The organism is Anabaena sp. PCC 7938, from assembly GCF_049315035.1.
In the GTDB taxonomy this organism is placed as follows: Bacteria; Cyanobacteriota; Cyanobacteriia; order Cyanobacteriales; family Nostocaceae; genus Anabaena; species Anabaena cylindrica.
Genome location: NZ_CP186034.1, coordinates 668,795 through 687,836 on the forward strand (window position 1 = coordinate 668,795; position 19,042 = coordinate 687,836).

Below are 19,042 nucleotides of genomic sequence, written 5' to 3' on the forward strand. Positions count from 1 at the left end.
AACAGTTTTATTGATCAATAAACCAACGATACTCTTTACCATCATGAACATAATAAGTAGATTTAAATTGTCTCATAGCAGCTACATACTGAGATAACATAAGTGCTACATCGCTATTCTGAGGAATATCATCTTCATCCATGAGATCAAGATATTCAAGTGATGCCTCCAAATCAAGCACTTTACGACAGCTTTCTAAAAGTCGATTGACAATTTTTACTTTACTCTTATTTAGCACCGCTTCTGGCTTTTTCTTAGTAAGTTCCTGAAACTCTTCTTGCATAGCCTCCAGCAAAAGAATTATGACTTTGTACAGTTCAACTTTTTCATGACTCGTCTGTTTTTGATCTTTTTTAACCATAAGGATTTATTCTCTTAAGCGTTTTGGACGAATTGTTTCAATGTAAACTTTGCCTGATTCATCTCCAGGTTCATGTTCTTCTGCATCTATTACCCAATACCAATTTGTAGACTTGTATTTTACATTATCTGCACGCAATTTTTCAAAGCATTGTAGATACTGAGAAAGGATGAATACTACATCACTGTTTATTGGTACATCATCTATATCAAAATCTTCAAAAGGTCGATATTTCTCTCCAAGGAATTCATTTGAATCATTCAATAATTTATTAACAAAGTTGAGTTTAAACTTATTAACTCCATCATTGGGAGATTTTTTAGATAAAACCGAAAGCTCATCGTAAAATCCTTGCATCTGACCAGATATTTTTTCAAACTCATCAACATCTTTACGCTTCATATATTTCACCTTTTATGAAGGACATGATCGACGGAATTCCACATACTTCTTTTTGAGGACATCAATTGGTGATCGCTGCTTACCATCGAAGACATTAACCATTAATGAGATATCCTCATCTGTAAGCGTGATGATACATCGTCTTTGACCAGACCATAAATCAACAGTATTGCTAAACATCGCTTTAGAAAGAGGATTTCTTGTAACAAGAATACCAAATTTACCAAGTCCAGAATCAAGATATCTGTTAAGTTGGTTAATATGTTCACGCTCAACTGCCTTCACATTTTTTAATTCAAATACAAGTTGTCTATTACCATAGTCTTGATAAATTTCTTCAAGAAAATCTATTGACCGATTATTGTAGAATATAAGGTCTCTAATCAGTCTTCCAGAATCTGTACGACTTTGATCGACTGCAAAATCAAGATTTGGATAGAGAAGGGATGCAAGAAGTTGACAGATATTATTTTCGTACTGAATGTCTGCCTGGTCTTCTTTTCCCGTAGGCAGTTTTTGTATTTCAGTTAATTTCCGTTTGGCGGAAAGAACAGGTATCTGTTTAAAGAGAGGATCATTTTTACAGTCTTCTTGAGTTCGTTCTTTTACCTTGATATATTCCTGCACAACGCCATAATTCTCTCTGTTGAAGTTTAAAACTTTAACACGTTCCTCTGGTTCACCAGGGTTAAAAATTTCATCACGAGGGCAATATTCTTTAAAGTAGTCCTCAAAGTTTATCCAGGGAGAGAATTTTAGCCATCTCTTAGGGACAAAAATTAAAGGTTGTTTGGTTACGGGATGAACAGGTAATGCGATTTCTTCATCTAGAAGAAATGCGTTTTTACGGTATTCATATAATGAAGAAACATTAGTTTTATCTAGTGGTATTCCTACTTCTTCACATTGTTGTATGGTATAGTCTATTAAAAATGACTTGATAAAATTACAGGAGATGTCACTAATACGATCTTTTGAGATTCCATCTACATAAAACTGTATTTCCTCAAAGTGAACGAAGCCAAATTTCCCATACTCTGGAATTTTTTGGAATATAGAGATAATCTCATCTGCTTTATTAGCACTAATCCTGACACCTTTTCGGTTTTTTGACAAACCAAGTCCCACTTCTTGGCACTCAGACGCAAGAATTAGGTTGTTTCGAGCTTCATCTGTTTTGCCTTTCTGAACAAGAAAATTTAGGTGGTTAAAGGCATTAATGAGAGTGGTATGAAGTGCCTGGTCTTGTAATGAGGGAGACTTCCATAAAAGAAAAGGGTCAACATAGAGGGGAATATCTTCATCTAGAAATGCTATGGCAAAATCTAACTGTGTTTGGGTTGCTGTGATGTCGTGGAAATCAGTTATTCTAGGTCGGATGAGAACCATTCGCTATTTTTGACTAAATTATACATAAAATTATACCTAATTATACTATCTCTTGTTCCCAAGTTCTACCAGGGAATGCAGTTTTGAAGGCTCGGCCTTATGTTATTGTGTATATAATGCAGTTTGTTGTAAATTGTTCTGTAGCCATAATGAGGCAATATGACGACTCAGGTTGTAATAGGAAATATTAATCCTTCTGTATTAGAAAAAATACAGGTTTTAGCTCAAAGCCATAACCGCAGTTTAGAAGATGAAGTCAAGGCAATATTAGAAAATTTTGTAGAGGATAAATTAGTCAATCAAGAATCTTCTCAAGCACAAGCATGGGCAAAAATAGATGCTGCACGTCAACGTCATTTAGGTAAAACTTTTAGTGACAGTGTTGAACTTTTGCGTGAGGACAGAAACCGTTGAATAAATTTGTGGTAGATGCTAATGTGGGTATTAAATGGGTGTTACCGGAAATCCATTCGCAAGCAGCATTACGTTTAAATAAACCAAATTACCAATTATTAGTTCCTGATTTCTTTTTCCCAGAAATTGCAAATATTTTCTGGAAGCGTGTACGTCGGGGAGAAATGACCTTAGATGATGCTCAAAATGATTTGGAATCACTTTTAGGATTACCTTTGCAAATTTGCTTATCTTCTTCTTTAATGCCAATGGCTTTAGAAATCGCCGTAAGAGTTCAACAAGCTGTTTATGATTGTTTATATCTAGCTTTAGCTGTGAATAACGATTGTCAAATGGTAACGGCTGATGAAAGATTTTATAATGCGCTGTCTAACGATAAGCTGTTTAGCTATTTGTGTTGGATAGAAGATTTACAATAAATTTAATTACTAAAATATCACCAATTAAGTCTGATATTTATAACTATAAAAAAGCCTTTCTCTCGTTCCCAGGTTCTACCTGGGAATATAATTTTTAAGGCTCTGCCTTCTGTTATTGTGTAAATATACTGAAGACGACTTTTAGATAGGAGGTAGAACCTCGCAGAAGGCATTCCCAGTCAGAGACTGGGAACGAGATAAACGAGATAACATTTGTAAAATTATAGAAGATTGTCGAGGTTTATTTGTGTTTCCAATTAACAGACAACACAGAAACCCACGCTGGAAAATTACAGAAAACCTAACAGGGTATCTTTTTATGATGCCTACAATTCTCGTTTTAGGCACTTTTGTAGTTTTACCAATTCTCTACGCTGTCTTTCTTTCTCTCCACAAAGTTCAACTTTTAGGCGGTATTGATTATAAATTTATTGGTTTTCGCAATTTTACCCGGTTGCTAGAAGATGAACAGGTTTGGATTGCTTTAAAAAATACAGCACAATATGTTGCTATTGTCGTACCCAGTCAAACTATTTTAGCTTTAATTTTAGCCGTAACTTTAAATTCTGGTATTCGTGGTAAAAGCTGGTGGCGGATTCTTTATTTTTTACCTACAGTTACATCTTCTGCGGTGCTAACACTCATCTTTATGTGGATTTATAACACTGATGGATTACTAAATGATTTTCTCGCCTTGATCGGATTGCCTAAGTATAACTGGTTAGGAGATCCAGCAGTTGCCCTCAAAGGCATCATGATGATGAACATTTGGTCAACTGCGCCTTTTTATATGGTGATTTATTTAGCAGCTTTACAGGATATTCCCAAAACACTTTATGAAGCAGCAGAATTAGATGGTGCAAATTGGTGGGAAAGATTTGTTTACATTACTCTTCCCTGGCTGCAACCTGTGACGTTTTTTGTGGTGACAGTGGGAATAATTGGCACTTTTCAACTATTTGACCAATCTTATATTTTCTCTGGTGGGACTGGTGGCCCTAATAATGCAACTTTGACAGTGGTATTGCTAATTTATCAAGCCGTATTTAGAAATTTACAATTGGGATATGCCGCTGCGATCGCATTTTTACTCGCAGCAGTCATCATTACTATCACTCTAATTCAACGGAAAGTCTTTGGAGGTGACAGGATTTGACTCGTATCTCTGGCTCTCTCTGTCTTAAACTCCTCTTATACGTCTTTTTGACAATTTATGCCTTAATTACCCTGATTCCCTTCCTCTGGGCGCTTTCTGCATCCTTCAAACCGCTGTCAGAAATCATCAGTGGTGAGCCAAATTTCATCCCCAAAAATTTTACTCTCGATAACTACAAGCAAATCTTTTTCCAAGAACCGCTATTTTTCCGCTGGTTATTCAACAGTATTGCGATCGCACTTAGCGTCACGCTTTTAAACTTAATTCTCAATTCAATGGCTGGTTATGCCTTAGCTAGACTGCGATTCGTCGGTAAACGTTTTTGGTTCTTCCTGATTTTAGCTGTACTAGCAGTACCCGCACAAATTACCCTAATTCCCACATTTTTGATTTTAAAGGCGTTGGGTTGGCTCAATTCTTACCAAGGCATGATTGTACCCAGTATGGTAAACGCCACCTTTATCTTTATGATGCGGCAGTTTTTCGTTAATTTTCCTCAAGAATTAGAAGAAGCAGCCCAATTAGATGGTTTCAACACCTGGGAGATTTTTCGAGATATTGTTTTACCCCTAGCAAAACCAGCACTAGCAGCACAGGCTGTTTTTGTATTTATGGGCAGTTGGAATAATTTTATACTACCTCTAGTGATTTTATTTGACCCAGAGATGTTTACCCTACCCTTAGGGTTGAATAGCTTTAAAGGTCAATATATCAGCTATTGGAATTACATTATGGCAGCTTCAATCATATTCACCCTACCAGCTTTGGGAATTTATGCCTTTTTCAACCGCTACTTTATTCAAGGCGTAACTTTTACAGGAGGGAAAGGTTAACTTTACAAAATGTAAATTTATTTATAAAGATTTATATCAAAAAATAAAATGTCCCCATTCTCATACCCGCTCTTGACCCTATTCTTACTTATGGAGAAACTCAGTTCAGCAACAGCATAGAGCAGCTAATGGTAAACTGATTCATGCTGATGTTAATGATAGCGAGAACATTTTACGTAAAGTAATCCCGATAGCTTTTAGTTCAGGGATTAGGGGTGTTCTAGTTCTCCCCGTCGGTTTTATACCCGGCAAACTTTTAGCATCAGATAAATATCTATGCTTTTGGAACTATTAGGGTCTTAGTTGTGTTGAGCATTAAAAACTGAGAGGGGCAATATGTTTAGAAGACTAATTGGCGTTGTTGTAATTACTGTTTTGCTAACTTTTCAGATGCTTGTCGGTAGTGCAACAGCGGTGGAAGTGGATAAAGCGATCCGCACAGTGCCATTGAATGAACAAGGCAGTACTGTTGTCATCAGCGTCAAAGAACTGGAAAAAGGTAAACGCTTATTTAATGATACTTGCGCTCAATGTCATGCTGGGGGCGTAACTAAGACTAACCAAAACGTGGGATTAGAACCACAAGCTTTGGCAGGGGCTACACCAAAACGTGACAACATTGCAGGGTTAGTAGACTACATGAAAAATCCTACAACCTACGACGGTGAAGAAGAAATTTCTGAAATACATCCCAGTATTAAGAGCGCTGATATCTTTACAGAAATGAGAAACCTGACCGATGATGACTTAAAAGCGATCGCAGGTCACATTCTCATTCAACCAAAAGTTGTTGGGACAAGATGGGGCGGTGGTAAAATTTATTACTAAATCTCTCCTGGTTAGCCTCCGTCACAAGTGAAGTAGGGCAATAACATTGCCCTGAGTATAAAAAATCTAAGTTCCCAGCCGTGATACTTGAGTGCATTTAAGCACAACCTTCATCATTTAATTACAGATGATTTCGGTTTTTGCTTGAATTTGTTCTCTGGAAGCAGGACTGGGAACTTTGTCTTTTGGCTTAAAAAAAATTCATCTATGACAGATTGTCATATTTGGTGTTGATTGTATTTAAAATGGGAACAGGAAAATAAAACTATATCTCAGGAGAAAGCCATGAAATTAATTGCAGCCAGTTGGAGACGCTTAACTCTAGCTGTATTGACCGTTATTTTAGTTGTAAGCAGCTTTGCTGTTTTTGCTCCCACTGCATCTGCTGAAACATATCAAGTCAAATTGGGTAGTGACAAAGGATTGTTACAATTTCAACCTAGTAAATTGACAGTTAAACCAGGTGACACAATTGAATGGGTTAACAACAAACTTGCTCCCCATAATGTTGTTTTTGATCCTGCCAAAAACCCCTGCTCAAGATAAAGCTTTAGCTGCATCCCTATCTCACAATAAATTGCTGTTGAATCCTGGACAGAAAGTAACAACAACTTTTGCCGCAGATGCACCTGCTGGTGAATACAATTTCTATTGCACTCCTCACCGTGGTGCTGGTATGGCTGGTAAAATCATTGTTGAAGGCTAAACAAATTTCTGCCTGAACATCAGATAATTTTGTTTCGCTTATAAGTGGCACAAACTCTTGATAAGAAGCGGTAACAAGTTGTATCCCCAGGTAATTATGGAGGGATAAGCTAGTTACCGCTAATTTTTTGCAAATTTTCAACCAAGGGAATTTCGTATTATATTATACGTAATAGCTAATAACTGGAGATGTAACTAAATATTTGAGGCTGCTATTAGCCCTAGATATATTTACTAGCAACAGTTGTGCGGTGGCAGAATACTGGTGCGAGGAAAGTTTCTTGAAAATACGGTTACTAATTTTATTTTTAGCGATCGCTTGGCTTGCCGCAAGCATCGTCCTTTTTAACTCAATAATTATTTATCCAGCCTCAGCAACAGAAACATTTAAAGGGAGAGAAATCTTTAACGCTAACTGTGCTTCTTGCCATATTGGAGGCAATAACATTCTGGTCGAACACAAAACTTTAGAAAAGGAAGCATTAGCAAAATACTTAAAAAATTATGATACTGAACCTATCCAGGCTATTATCCACCAAATACAAAACGGAAAAGGGGCTATGCCCAGCTTCAAAAACAAGTTGAGCGATCAAGAAATGATAGAAACAGCAGCTTATGTTTTCCAAAAAGCTGAAAAAGGCTGGAACAACGAGTAGACTGAGTGTTCAGCCATGAATGATCCTATAACCGCGGAATTTAAGTAATACAAAGGCTACTCGCGTTTATAGCGGCAGCCTTACCACCATAATTTTATTGTTCTTTATTTGACTTTTCTTGTCTTTCTTCCTTAATTTGACGTAAATTTTGGATCAGTTTTTGAGTAGATTGCGTAGAGACTGTAGGCTGATTTTCCCCAACGGATACCGGTGAAGGGTTGGGAATTACCACAGATTGAGCATTCGACTGATTTTTTCTGATTTCTGGTTGAGAATCTTGATTCTGTGAAGGCTGGAGTTTTACAGTTGTTTCCTGAGTATTATTGCTATCGTTATTTTTCTGAAACCGTAATTGGAACGGATAAGAACTAGTCTGCTTGAAAACTTTAGGTGGATTAGCGCTAAAAAATTCTCTAGTTTTCGATTGCAGTTGAGGAGATACTGACCGATCTTGAAACTTGATATCTAAAACCTTACCATCAGGAGCTATCACCAAGCGACCCACGACAGTACCTTCCATACCTCGTTGGTCTGTCGAGATAGTTTCACGAATGACTGCTTGTTCTTTAACGTTGGGATATTCTTGCTGAATCGTTTTTCTGAGGGCATTGTAAGAGTTGAGGTTAGCCAACAACTCTTCCCTTTTTTGGACTTGTGAATCAGACTGATTGAAGTTAGTCCGTTCTGATTGTTGCCTCGTTGTAGTTTCTGGGGATGGCATTAAGCCTCTTGGTGCTGATGCTAATTCACCTCTACCTTGTAAAGATTGTTCAGCAGCCAGGTAAGACGGGGAATTTGCAGCAATTTGAACTCCATTATCTCCCAACTGTATTTGTTGTGGTTGAGAAATTCCCGATGCTGTTGTTCCAGCGCCAATATCAATCGGGTCAGGAGATGGGTTATTTAGCGGTTCTGCAAATTTACTATCTGCCTGAACTTGTGGCAACCTATTGATATTCAGTGCTTGAGTTTCTTTAATTTTGGCATCTAGGTCATCAACAAAAGGAGAGGCTGAGGGAGAAAATGTACTTTTAGGAACTCGAAAATTAGAAATTTGCGTCCGAAAATCGTTTCTAGCAAATCTCTGGACGGGTTGCCTTCTAGGTAAGTAAGAAAGATTATAGTTGGCAGATGATTGAGGGATGGGTGGCAGTACTTGCTGGCTAGATAAAGGAGGCTCCAAGGGTGGCATTATTGTTGATTGACTGCTCAAGTTTGCCGGAGGCAGTTGCTGTTGTAGCGGCAATTGCGGGGTTTGTAATGCAACTTGAGATGGATCGATATTTTGTGGCAACCGACTTTGGTCAGATGGACTCAATTCCATTAATCCGACCGCTTGCGCTTGAGATGAATCAGTTTTTGTAGATTTAGAGTCAACAGGCATTAAGGGAACAATCAAGGCAATAGCACCATGGATGCCAAGAGAGGCTATAGCTGCTATCCCAGTTGGTTGACTTAATATTTCTGGTATATTTTTCAGTAGGGAGACGTAAGACATAGCTGTTATCGTTCACTCGGCTCAGTTGCATTTGACTAGTCTAAGAAGGCAGAAGATAGAAGACTGTAGCGCTGATCAAATCTATTTTTTGTCTCTTGCTAACTACAGAGCCGTTTCTGCCGTGCTTTACTAGCTATTTTATCTTTTTCGATTATATTGCCATCTTTCAGAGATGGGTTCCTCTAACCAAATAATAACTTCTTATTATTGGCATTCAAAACAGGAAGGTTCAAGTGATCTGAAGTTTTTACTTTTTTGCCTAAATTAATTATAATTTAAAGTTTCATTAAAATATTGATTATAATTGTTATATAAATACACAATTAATTAAATATAGAGGTTTGTCCATGCAAATTACCTTATTTGATCGGTTTTTGCGGCGACTGGCGACAATCTTATCTGTCGTAATTTTGACTGTGAGCCTCATTTACACCTCAACGGGAGTTTTACTGTCTTTTTACTACGAACCAACAGCAGGCGGTGCTTATCATTCAGTGCAGATGATTAAGACACAAGTACCCTACGGCTGGTTATTTTATACAACTCATGAAATTGCTGGTAATGCTGTTATTGCGATCGCACTCATTAATCTCGTCGTCATGTTTTTAGGTCGGCAATTTCGTCAGAGTTGGCTGACTGCTTGGATCAGTGGAATTTTCTTGACATTAAGTGCCATTGGTTTAAACTGGACAGCCATGCTGATTGGCTGGGATCAATTAGGATACTGGAGATTTCAAATTGAGCTAGGCACAATTGAATCAATTCCTTTCATTGGTGGACAACTACGAGACATTTTAGTTGGTGGAGGGGCGATTAACACTCTAACAGTGCAACATCTTTATAGCCTGCACAGCTACGTAATTGGGACTACAACCATCATTTTGGCTGTAGTACATCTGTCTGCCTTGTTATGGCAAGAGTGGGAAATGTCTCAAGATCACAGCGGACTTCAATTACTAGATAGTTCATTAGCAGATACCTCACTAGCAGAAAGTTGAGACAACTTAGCGGTGGGTAATTCTTCTACCTCCGCTAACTTTTCCAAAGACAGGGGTGTAGACTGACTCGCACCAGATAAGCGTTTTAACAGGTTCGGTCGAGAATCGTGTAACAAGTAGATAATGCGATCGCCAATTTCCCAATCTTGATTTGCGGACATCACCTGTAGACGACCTTCCCGTTCTATTAACAAAGGTACTAACAGCCCATTGCGAATCTTTTCCTGTATATGCTCCTGCTGACTAGCGAATTCCTCCTCATTTAAAGTCGTAGTCCCCAATTTCACCCTGCCATCGCTCAAATACTCATGCCAAGTTTTAATCGGTAAATCGGATATAAAAGCCTGATCAACCTTACTATTTGAATTAGAACTGTGAGGATCACGGGGAAAAACTGCTAAAACACGAGGCGGACTAAATTCCTCAGCAGCCCGTTGTGCTAAAACAAAATTCACCTCACCATTATTAGTCATCGCCAAAAAAGTTCCCATAGAAGCAATTCCGGCTTCTTCTAAAACTGTTGCATCTAGCGCACTACTAGCAATTACCCGCAAATTTTGAGCTTCAGCTTGAGCAAAATATTGGGAGTCAGTATCAATCATGATCACACTTTCTCCCCGTTCTTGAAAAAATCGGGCAATTAACAAACTCAAAGGATTACAACCAACTATCAGCGCCCCAGTTGCATCCTTAGAAGTGATTCGCAACCACTTAACTAACCAGCCAGCCGTTAACCCTTGACAAAAAACTGTCATCATAATTGTCAAGAACACCAAGGCTTTAATCGCATCACCACCATTAACACCTCGCTGGGTCAAGGAAATAGCGAATAAAGAAGCCACAGAGGCAGAAACGATTCCTCTAGGTGCAACCCAACTTAAAAACAGTTTCTGTCGCCAATTAAGATTACTGTTCCAAGTACATAACAGAATATTAATGGGGCGAACAACGAACATTAATACCAAAACAGTAAATAAACTACCCCAACCCAAAGCCAATACACTGGCAATAGATAGATCAGCAGCTAGCAGGATAAACAGTACAGAAACGCTGAGAATTGTCAGCTGATTTTTAAAGCTTTTCAACAGCCGTTCTTCAGGAACTGATGAGTTGGCAAATACTGCACCAGCAACAACTGTAGTCATAATTCCTGACTCACTCCTCACAGTTTGCGCTAGGGTAAATAAACCCCACAGTACGGCTAGAACTACTAAGTTTTTCAGTTCAAAAGAGAGAAAATTAGCGCGTTTAAAAATCCAACTCATCAGGTAGCCGCCAACGCCCCCAATGGCAGCGCCCACACATAAACGCATTAGTAAACCAATAATGGCGTTAATAGGGTCAGCATCACCATTTAAAATAGTATCCAGGACAACGTAGGCAAGAATAGCTCCCACTGGGTCGATTAAAACCCCTTCACCTTCCAGCAGCGTTGCCACTTGTCTATCTACGTTAATTTGTTTGAGTAGGGGACCAACAACTGTGGGTCCTGTAACAACGACTATGGAAGCATAGAGAAAAGCTATATTCCAAGGAAATTCTCCCAGCCAGTGAGCTGCCATACTCCCACCTAGGAGAGTTATTAGCGTTCCCAAGGTGACTAGTAATTGCAAACTGACTGAAACTCTGCTCAACTCCCGCAAATCCAATTTGAGTCCACCCTCAAATAAGATAATTGCCGTTGCTAGAGAGACGATAACTTCTAGTCCAGTTCCTAGTACGTGCGGATGTAATAGTCCTATCCCATCAGCGCCTAATAGGATGCCTAACAGAAGTAATAAGACGATGCTAGGCAGCTTGAGGTATGCAGCCATTACTTGGGCGCTAATGCCTGCAATGACTGTGAACACCATCTGTAAGGTAATTTCAAAAGATGCTTCCATGTTGTAGATTTTGAGAGATTGATTTCAAAATCCTTTGTAAAGAATCATAAATACTCACTTTACAGGGTACAACAGCACACCCATCGTTAAGAAATTAAGAGATTCTTTTGTGCTTAGTCCTCTATGGTACATCTTTTTTAGCTAGTTGGCGACCAAATAGGCTCTGTTTAACAGCCTTCGGGCGAGGCAGAAGGCAGAAGGAAAAATTTTTAATAGAATAAAGCCTTTTTGCCACGACCATTTGGGTTTAAGGTTTAAGTCCCTCTCCACAATCTCAGAGGTGGCGTTTGAATCTCCCTCTAAGATAGCCTCCTGACTCCTTCAATTTATTACTGATTTAGATGCTGTCCAAAATTTTTTGCCAAATTTGTTGACAATCTCTGAAAAATCCGTTACTTTATAAAAAGTCTGAGTCCAATGCCCCCATCGTCTAGAGGCCTAGGACACCTCCCTTTCACGGAGGTAACGGGGATTCGAATTCCCCTGGGGGTACTTTAAATGTATGTATAGATTAGAAAGGTAGAAGGGGTTTAGTTGATTTCTTTTTTGCCTAACAACTAATTTTTTCTAAACTATAGATATACACAATGCTTAATTCGTTTGCACGTTGACTAATCGCCATAAGAGTAAGTTTAGTTCTTGCTTACATTTTTAGGGCTTACGCATAACACAACGAAAGAATCAGGTTTTCGGTAACATCTTGCGTAAGTCCTGATTTTATGGAGTTTAATCACAAATCAAACTCGATTATAGGCTATAATCCTTAGCAATCATAGGTTTTGGAGTTTTGAGATTTCTTATAGACCTTTGATTTTGTACTTGAGAAGGTAATAGATTGCATTCTTACATCCATTATATCGCCTTTCCCACTCTAGTTAGATACAAAATTACCTCTCCCCAACCCTCCCCTTGGCAAGGGGAGGGTGCGCGACAGCGCGGGTGGGGTGTATTTCATGAGCTTGGGAATTGCTATATCGCCTTTAAGCAAAAGCTCAAATTGTGGCCTTGCGAAGTATAATGCTGTACCATAAAACAAACGCAGGAGCCGTAAATTTTTGGTGAAGCAGTGTTAAATAATGGATATTGGCATTGTCAGTGTAAGCATTTAAGGCGGGTAGTAAAGAAAGAGCCAAAAATTACCCTCAAAATCTGATAAATTAAGCGACATGGAACATAAAGCGCGTCAATCACTATTTTTATGAATTTATTTTTTGGGGTTGTTTTTCGTTTTCTTGACACCCCTTGAATGCTTACTATTTTTGTTGATATTTATGATAGCAAAAGCTCAAAAATTTCGTTGGCAAAAAACTAGATATTCGGCTTTATCTCGAAAAATCGACATTTTTATGGCTGCGGGGAAATTTATGTTATTTCTTTGGTGGGATGGTATTTTTCCCCAAGATTCTTTAGAACATAAAAAAAACCGGGCTACGTGGTTGGTTAATACTTTAATTAATTTAGGCCCCACTTTTATTAAAATTGGTCAAACTTTATCAACTCGTGCTGATTTATTACCTTTAGAGTATGTGGAAGCTTTAGGAACTTTACAGGATCAAGTTCCGGCTTTTAGTAGTCAAGAAGCGATCGCTATGATTGAGTTAGAATTAGGTAAACCTTTACAATTTATCTATCAAGAATTTGAATTGAATCCTTTGGCTGCTGCTAGTTTAGGTCAAGTGCATAGAGCTAAATTATACACTAACGAAGAGGTTGTTATCAAAGTACAACGTCCGGGTTTAGAGACTTTATTTAAGTTGGATTTTAAGATATTATTACAGTTAATTAAGTTTGGCAATAAATATTTTGTTCAGGTTAAAAAATATAATTTAGAAGCAATTTATGATGAATTTTTTAATTTGTTGTTTCAAGAAATTGATTATATTCAAGAAGGCAAAAATTCTGATAGATTTAGAGAGAATTTTTATGGATATCCGCGTGTTATTGTGCCTAAAGTATATTGGCAGTATACCACAACTAAGATATTAACTTTAGAATATAGACCAGGAATTAAAATAAATGATAAAGCCGCTTTAGAAGCTTGTGGAATTAATATTAATAAGGTCAATGAAACGGGTATTTGTTGTTATTTAAAACAGTTATTACAAGATGGATTTTTCCAAGTTGATCCTCATCCAGGGAATATGGCAGTCAATCCAGATGGTAGTATCATATTCTATGATTTTGGCATGATGGCAGAAATCAGAACTTTGGATAAAGATCAGATGATTAAAACCTTTTTTGCTGTGTTAAAAAAGGATAGTGATGAAGTAGTAACTACTCTCATGAGTATGGGATTACTTGAACCTATCCCAGATATGACTCCAGTGAGAAGATTAATCACATTTTTATTAGATAAGTTCACCGATAAACCCTTAGATATTAGGGCATTAGGCGAGTTAAAAAGTGAACTTTATGAAATGTTTGAACAGCAGCCATTTCGCCTACCTGCTCAAATGACATTTATTTTAAAAGCTTTAACTACATTAGATGGTATTGCTAGGACTTTAGATCCTAAATACAATCCTACAGCATCATCCCAATCATTTGTCAAAAGCCTGGCAACTACAAAAGGTAAAGGAAATTCTATCGCCCAATTAAGCAGACAAGCAAGGGATTTTCTTCAATATCAACTGACAAAACCGAATAAAACTGAAGTTTTAGTTAAAAAATTAGAAGAAAGAGTTGAAAGAGGAGAGTTACAATTAAGAGTTAAAAATGTTGAAAGCGATCGCATATTAAGACGAATTTATCTAGCAGTCAAAACCTTAATTTATGCTTGTTTAACAGGATTTAGTATGTTGACAGGATTAATTTTGACGATTGCTAAGTATAATAATTGGGCGATTGCTATTTTTTGTGTATGTGGTTTTTGTCTATATTTATTAGTTAAATCCCTAATGAAATTAGCAGTTATCGAGAAAATAGAAAAATTGAGTAAAAAGTAGCTGGCTAAAGTGTCCCATTATTGTCGGTCAAAATCCCATTGTATTTTTTTGTAATTACCGTTGGGAATATGGTTAAGTTGGTGGGGAAAACTGAGGTAGAGTGAGGGTAAAACAAATTTCGCTGAGAGGGGAGTCTGTAATGGGAGTACTCTCAATAGCGATAGCACCCTGCAAATGCTGTACTAGAGATTTTACCAGGGCTAATCCCAAGCCTGTACCTGGTATCCAACGTCCTTTACCACGACGGAACTTGTCAAAGATGTAGGCTGCTTCTTCTTGTGAAATGCCACGCCCTGTATTAGTCACTTTAATAATAACTTGATCAACTTCTTCCTCGACTTTGTGACTAACTTGTAAATGGACAACAGTATCACGTTCTGAATATTTACTGACATTAGTGAAAAGTTCTTGCAAAATGCGCTCAAAACTCTCAATTTCGGTTTGGAGCGTTAATGACTCCTTGGGTAAATCTACGGTGATAGTTAATTCCTTCTCCGTCAGTTGTTTTTCAACACCAGTGACAAACTCATTAATCTTAGTATTTAAATCTATACTTTCAAATTGTGGTGCTTCTTTATGAGATTCAAGTTTTTGGAGTGTCAGTAGGTCATTAATCAAGTTAATTTCCTTGGTACATTCGGATTCTAGAATATCTAGATATCGAGATTGACGATCTGCTGAAATTCCTGGCAAGCGTAGGTTACGAATAGACATTCGCATATTTGTCAGGGGATAACGCAAGCGATCGCTAATGTTGCTCACAAATTCATCTTTGAGTTCATTTAATTGTTGTAACTGCTCAACATATTGCTTTGTTTTTTCATATAATTTTGCCTGTACTTCCAAACTCCGCTTCAGTTGCTCTGTTCGTTCATCTACCAAATTTTGGACTTGTCGTAGTGTCTGCGACTGAATTATGGCATTACTCAATTGAGCGCAGACCATTTCCACCAAATTCAATTCCGCAGGTTGCCAATTGCGAGCAGTTTCTTGCTGTAAAACCACAAAACCTAAAACTTTGCCTTGATTTTCCAATGGCATTAACAGTGTGGTAGGAAACTCCTCAATGGCAAATAATTGATTTGGTTGCCGATCATCTTTTGGTTCTGTAAAATTATCAATCATAATCGGTTTCCCCGATTCTACAAATACACGCTGGCATAAACTACAATCTGATAACCAAAAAGACTGCTCTAATTTTTCTACAGCAGTGGCAGAAACGCTATTAGTCTTACTCCATTCGCCAACTACCGTAGCTTTGGCTTTAGGAATTTGATTTTTTGGACGATTCCTAAACATTGGATCTGCGTATTTCAATAAAATCAATAAACCTCGATCTGCTTCTAAAGATTCAGCAGTTGATGAAATCACCAATTGGAGCATTTGATTAAACTCCAAGTTGCTAAGGCTTAGTATAGTTAATTGCTTAATTAAACTTTGATGCTGGCTAGTCTTTTGCAGATACTGCTTTTGAGTTGAGAGCAGATGTATTTGTGATATTTGAGCTAAAGCGATCGCACAAGATAACGCTACTACCTTTAGTAATTGTTTTTCTGATTCATTCCAATCATAAGGTTGGAATTTTATCAGGATAATTATACCATTCTGTTGCTCATTAAATCGCGTGGGAATTGCTAACACCGATTTAATCGGGACTGATAAAGATTGACACCCAATTACTAGATTTTTTTGACTTATGGAAATATCATCAATAGTCAATGGTTCAGAAGCACATTGTACAACTGGTGAACTCATCATCAACTGTTCCATTGATAATATTTCGTCGCAGTGTGATAATTCCAGATATTCTTCGCTACACCAATTAGCTGTGGATATTTCAGCCGATTCATCACCTGTGACAGCTAACAGACAGCAGCAATCTACTTTAAATGCTAATCCCAGCAAGTGAGCAATTTCTTGCAGCATCAAGGATGGATTTGCGCTATTGGCAATGATATGATTAATATCCTGCACCAAAGCATGACCTGTTTTTTCCTGTTGCTGCATCAGCTTGGCGGGGTATTCTTGTAGTTTTTCTACATCATTTACGTATTGTGGGAATGACAATAAACGCTTTTTCATTACTGGTACACTAGTGGATGATCATCCGATACAAAAATGCTAACAATCTGATGAATCCTGAGTCATTTATAAAGATTTTCCGTTAAATCTTATTATTTATATTTCAGTTACTGTCTTTTTAACAGCCGTATCAATCTAGGTCTTAGCGGATAAAGCAGTGAATTCAGGTTCATAACTGAAAAACTGCTAAGAGGCTGCAAGGCAAGTCTTCTCTACCTTTAGTAATAATTAGGCATCAATTTTTTGCCCATATTCTAAGAGCCACTTAATATATCAGCATTTTGAGGTTGAATCAGTTTAGAGCCTCAGGATTAGGATATCGTGTCTGTAACTTTACATAAACCGTAATTTCTCTATAATTACACAAAAAATATCATAGTTGGTATCCGAGTTAATACTGGGTATGTTAGTGACAGTCCACGAAATACAATTTTGGTGATTCTGGGTTTATCGAGTTGATTTATCTAAACCTGTTGCCAGATCCAAAAAAATAAATCAAAACCAAATTTAAAACGCAACCTAGTTACTTTTAGGAAAACTAGGCTGCATTTACTGAAATACAACAGAATTCAGGCTTTGCCGTGAGCCTCAGTCAAACGGAGTCAGCCCTATGGCTAACGCCACGCTATCGGATTTTGGCATGAGCGCTACTTCCCTTGTCCGCAGGACTTACGGCAAAGCACAGTACAAGTCAGTCGAACCCTGACGCTCACGGAAGTCTCATTAATCTACAATCTGCTGTATCAGGATTGGTGTAGGCTGGCAGAAATCATTGACCAGTAGAAAGTTTTCCTCCGCACTCGTTACTCAGCCAGACTCTCGACACTTAGAGGAACCATATCGCCATTTTTAGTTAGGGCTAATAACATAGGCTGTTGAGCTTGAATTAATGAGCCTGTGAGTACACAGCGCTCTTCTTGCTGGGCTGTAGCCGATATACTAGCTCGAATATCAGCACGGGAAAATCTGGGTTTCCATTCACCTGATTTTTGCTGGACATAATTCCAGAGGATATCTCGGATGAGGGCTTGATATCCTTGATTACCAGCTATCTCCTTGAGTTTATCTTTAAGTTCGCGCTCCAAGCGGATGCTGGTAACTTCCATGTCAGTGGTTGAGGTGCGTGCGATGGTATGCATGATTTTTTCTCCTTATGGGTATAGACAGGATAGTAATACAAGTGTAGTATGTTTAAAGAAATGTTCAATAGGTGAAATTTTCTGTGAAATCCTTTTACCCCATCTCTATCTCCTCATATCTCGCCAATTGTCAAGCCAGTTGGGAATTTGCTGCTGTGGGAGTGGAGTATCTATTTATGGCCGATGGTAGCCAGCATCAAAGGCAGAACACAGAGGGTAATAATGATTTTAGATATATCAGTTTTGATGGGCTGATTAGTAAACCACAAATAGATACTAGAAGCGGGAGGTACAAGCGAACAAATGCTGTACCGCAATAAGACCAGAAAAATATCAGGTCAATTTCTAACCCCCGCTTCAACCAGATCAGAAGCGGGGGTTTTTTAATAAGGAGTCGGGCTGTGACGAGCGCCATACAAGTTTTAGAGCAATCCGTGGTGGTGTTTTCTCAAAATTATTTACCACTGTGTCGGGTCAATATTAAACGAGCGATTGTGTTGTTAGTAACGAATAAAGCTGAACCACTGGACTTTTCCTCAGAAGAGGGATGGTTAGTTCACTCACCTAGTTTAGTGTTATCTGTACCAAAGCACATCCGGTTGAAGATCGCTGCGGCTGAGAGGATGTGGAAAGTTCCTCCAGTAAATCGGCGGGAAGTACTACGACGAGATCATCACAGTTGTCAATATTGCGGTACTAATAAACGTCTGACGTTAGATCATGTGATTCCGCGTTCTAAAGGTGGTTCTCATTCTTGGAGTAACGTAGTTACAGCCTGTGAAAGATGTAATTCTCGTAAAGGCGATAAAGCGATCGCAGAAACTGGAATGCAATTGCGTACCAAACCAAAAGCACCAGTCCACCCAGCGGTTTATTTTGCTGAACAGTTCTGGATAGATATACAAGCAAACCTGGAATAACAGGAGAGCATAAGGAATGCTGAAATTAATTTACACTGAAGGGAGCTTTAATTTAGAGTGTCTTACTCTGTCACTAGAAGAATGGGTGACGCAAAGAGTAATTTTGGCACTACGCATTGGTCAACCTCTACATTTTGAACCTAGCACGGCTTCCTTTTTGCTTCCTGTTGATTTACCGGGAGTAGAAAGGCTGAAGATTGAGGTGCAACGAAATGATGGTGAAATCATCGCGCTGTCTACCTGTGATGCTGAGTATCTGGAAGTCACTTTGCGGGGTTCTTGGTTATCAGATGGTGAAGATGATGCTGTGGGTGTGTTTGTGACGACAATGAGCGATCGCACTGAGTTTTTTTTAAACAAACTTTGGAATGATGCTCAAGCTGATGCGGCTGTCAAAAGTGCTGAATGTTGATT

18 protein-coding genes, 1 tRNA gene and 1 pseudogene are annotated in these 19,042 nt (G+C 38.3%); 13 read left to right on the forward strand and 7 right to left on the reverse strand.

What is annotated here, in order from left to right; translation table 11 throughout:
* Window positions 1-7 precede the first annotated feature (7 nt).
* The 3 genes from ACOWPH_RS03305 to ACOWPH_RS03315 are packed head-to-tail and all read right to left on the reverse strand — an operon-like array spanning window position 8 to window position 2,152.
* On the reverse strand, window positions 8-361 hold the full coding sequence (locus ACOWPH_RS03305; RefSeq protein WP_015213992.1) for a hypothetical protein: 354 nt from the start codon (window positions 359-361) through the stop codon (window positions 8-10).
* A 6-nt stretch (window positions 362-367) separates the two neighbouring features.
* On the reverse strand, window positions 368-763 hold the full coding sequence (locus ACOWPH_RS03310) for a hypothetical protein (protein WP_015213993.1): 396 nt from the start codon (window positions 761-763) through the stop codon (window positions 368-370).
* Window positions 764-775: 12 nt separating this feature from the next.
* A complete protein-coding gene (locus tag ACOWPH_RS03315; protein WP_015213994.1) occupies window positions 776-2,152 on the reverse strand; it encodes a hypothetical protein in 1,377 nt (458 codons plus the stop codon).
* A gap of 159 nt (window positions 2,153-2,311) precedes the next feature.
* On the opposite strand from ACOWPH_RS03315, the gene ACOWPH_RS03320 reads away from it, so the two are divergent.
* The 7 genes and pseudogenes from ACOWPH_RS03320 (at window position 2,312) to petJ (ending at window position 7,163) form a co-directional block, all read left to right on the forward strand.
* Entirely contained in the window at window positions 2,312-2,566 is a 255-nt protein-coding gene (locus tag ACOWPH_RS03320) for a FitA-like ribbon-helix-helix domain-containing protein (protein WP_015213995.1), read from the forward strand.
* Complete coding sequence (locus ACOWPH_RS03325) at window positions 2,563-2,985, forward strand: type II toxin-antitoxin system VapC family toxin (RefSeq protein WP_015213996.1); 423 nt, start codon at window positions 2,563-2,565, stop codon at window positions 2,983-2,985. Before ACOWPH_RS03320 ends, ACOWPH_RS03325 begins: the two co-directional genes overlap by 4 nt.
* Window positions 2,986-3,304: 319 nt before the next feature.
* A complete protein-coding gene (locus ACOWPH_RS03330; RefSeq protein WP_081593672.1) occupies window positions 3,305-4,141 on the forward strand; it encodes a carbohydrate ABC transporter permease in 837 nt (278 codons plus the stop codon).
* Window positions 4,138-4,974, forward strand: a complete 837-nt coding sequence (locus ACOWPH_RS03335; protein ID WP_015213998.1) for a carbohydrate ABC transporter permease — start codon at window positions 4,138-4,140, stop codon at window positions 4,972-4,974. The genes ACOWPH_RS03330 and ACOWPH_RS03335 overlap by 4 nt, the downstream gene beginning before the upstream one ends.
* Before the next feature lie 336 nt (window positions 4,975-5,310).
* Entirely contained in the window at window positions 5,311-5,802 is a 492-nt protein-coding gene (gene psbV, locus ACOWPH_RS03340; protein WP_015213999.1) for a photosystem II cytochrome c-550, read from the forward strand.
* Window positions 5,803-6,087: 285 nt separating this feature from the next.
* Window positions 6,088-6,508: pseudogene (gene petE / locus ACOWPH_RS03345) on the forward strand (plastocyanin).
* A 280-nt stretch (window positions 6,509-6,788) separates the two neighbouring features.
* Window positions 6,789-7,163: a cytochrome c6 PetJ gene (petJ, locus tag ACOWPH_RS03350; RefSeq protein ID WP_042464787.1), complete on the forward strand. Its 375-nt coding sequence runs from the start codon at window positions 6,789-6,791 to the stop codon at window positions 7,161-7,163.
* Between the two features lie 94 nt (window positions 7,164-7,257).
* Here petJ and ACOWPH_RS03355 read toward each other — a convergent pair whose 3' ends face one another.
* Window positions 7,258-8,661, reverse strand: a complete 1,404-nt coding sequence (locus tag ACOWPH_RS03355; RefSeq protein ID WP_015214002.1) for a hypothetical protein — start codon at window positions 8,659-8,661, stop codon at window positions 7,258-7,260.
* A 347-nt stretch (window positions 8,662-9,008) separates the two neighbouring features.
* Here ACOWPH_RS03355 and ACOWPH_RS03360 point away from each other — a divergent pair, with 347 nt between their 5' ends.
* Window positions 9,009-9,659, forward strand: coding sequence for a cytochrome b N-terminal domain-containing protein (locus ACOWPH_RS03360; protein ID WP_015214003.1), 651 nt, complete (start codon window positions 9,009-9,011; stop codon window positions 9,657-9,659).
* Here ACOWPH_RS03360 and ACOWPH_RS03365 read toward each other — a convergent pair.
* Window positions 9,611-11,542: a cation:proton antiporter gene (locus ACOWPH_RS03365; protein ID WP_015214004.1), complete on the reverse strand. Its 1,932-nt coding sequence runs from the start codon at window positions 11,540-11,542 to the stop codon at window positions 9,611-9,613. The two genes, ACOWPH_RS03360 and ACOWPH_RS03365, sit on opposite strands and share 49 nt — an antisense overlap.
* 419 nt (window positions 11,543-11,961) lie before the next feature.
* Here ACOWPH_RS03365 and ACOWPH_RS03370 point away from each other — a divergent pair.
* A tRNA-Glu gene (locus tag ACOWPH_RS03370) sits at window positions 11,962-12,034 on the forward strand.
* Between the two features lie 779 nt (window positions 12,035-12,813).
* The gene (locus tag ACOWPH_RS03375) at window positions 12,814-14,487 is read left to right on the forward strand and encodes an ABC1 kinase family protein (RefSeq protein ID WP_015214005.1); all 1,674 of its coding nucleotides are present in this window, start codon (window positions 12,814-12,816) and stop codon (window positions 14,485-14,487) included.
* A gap of 72 nt (window positions 14,488-14,559) precedes the next feature.
* Here ACOWPH_RS03375 and ACOWPH_RS03380 read toward each other — a convergent pair whose 3' ends face one another.
* Together ACOWPH_RS03380 and ACOWPH_RS03385 are read right to left on the reverse strand one after the other, a co-directional pair.
* Window positions 14,560-16,569: a GAF domain-containing protein gene (locus ACOWPH_RS03380; RefSeq protein WP_015214006.1), complete on the reverse strand. Its 2,010-nt coding sequence runs from the start codon at window positions 16,567-16,569 to the stop codon at window positions 14,560-14,562.
* 803 nt (window positions 16,570-17,372) lie between these two features.
* Window positions 17,373-17,708 (reverse strand): hypothetical protein, encoded by a 336-nt coding sequence (locus ACOWPH_RS03385; protein WP_096713167.1) that lies wholly within the window; start codon window positions 17,706-17,708, stop codon window positions 17,373-17,375.
* Between the two features lie 83 nt (window positions 17,709-17,791).
* On the opposite strand from ACOWPH_RS03385, the gene ACOWPH_RS03390 reads away from it, so the two are divergent.
* The 3 genes from ACOWPH_RS03390 (at window position 17,792) to ACOWPH_RS03400 (ending at window position 19,040) form a co-directional block, all read left to right on the forward strand.
* Window positions 17,792-18,028, forward strand: coding sequence for a hypothetical protein (locus ACOWPH_RS03390; RefSeq protein ID WP_250855131.1), 237 nt, complete (start codon window positions 17,792-17,794; stop codon window positions 18,026-18,028).
* A gap of 81 nt (window positions 18,029-18,109) precedes the next feature.
* Window positions 18,110-18,628: an HNH endonuclease gene (locus ACOWPH_RS03395; RefSeq protein ID WP_096713165.1), complete on the forward strand. Its 519-nt coding sequence runs from the start codon at window positions 18,110-18,112 to the stop codon at window positions 18,626-18,628.
* 16 nt (window positions 18,629-18,644) lie between these two features.
* Window positions 18,645-19,040 (forward strand): alr0857 family protein, encoded by a 396-nt coding sequence (locus ACOWPH_RS03400; RefSeq protein ID WP_096713164.1) that lies wholly within the window; start codon window positions 18,645-18,647, stop codon window positions 19,038-19,040.
* Window positions 19,041-19,042: the final 2 nt, after the last annotated feature.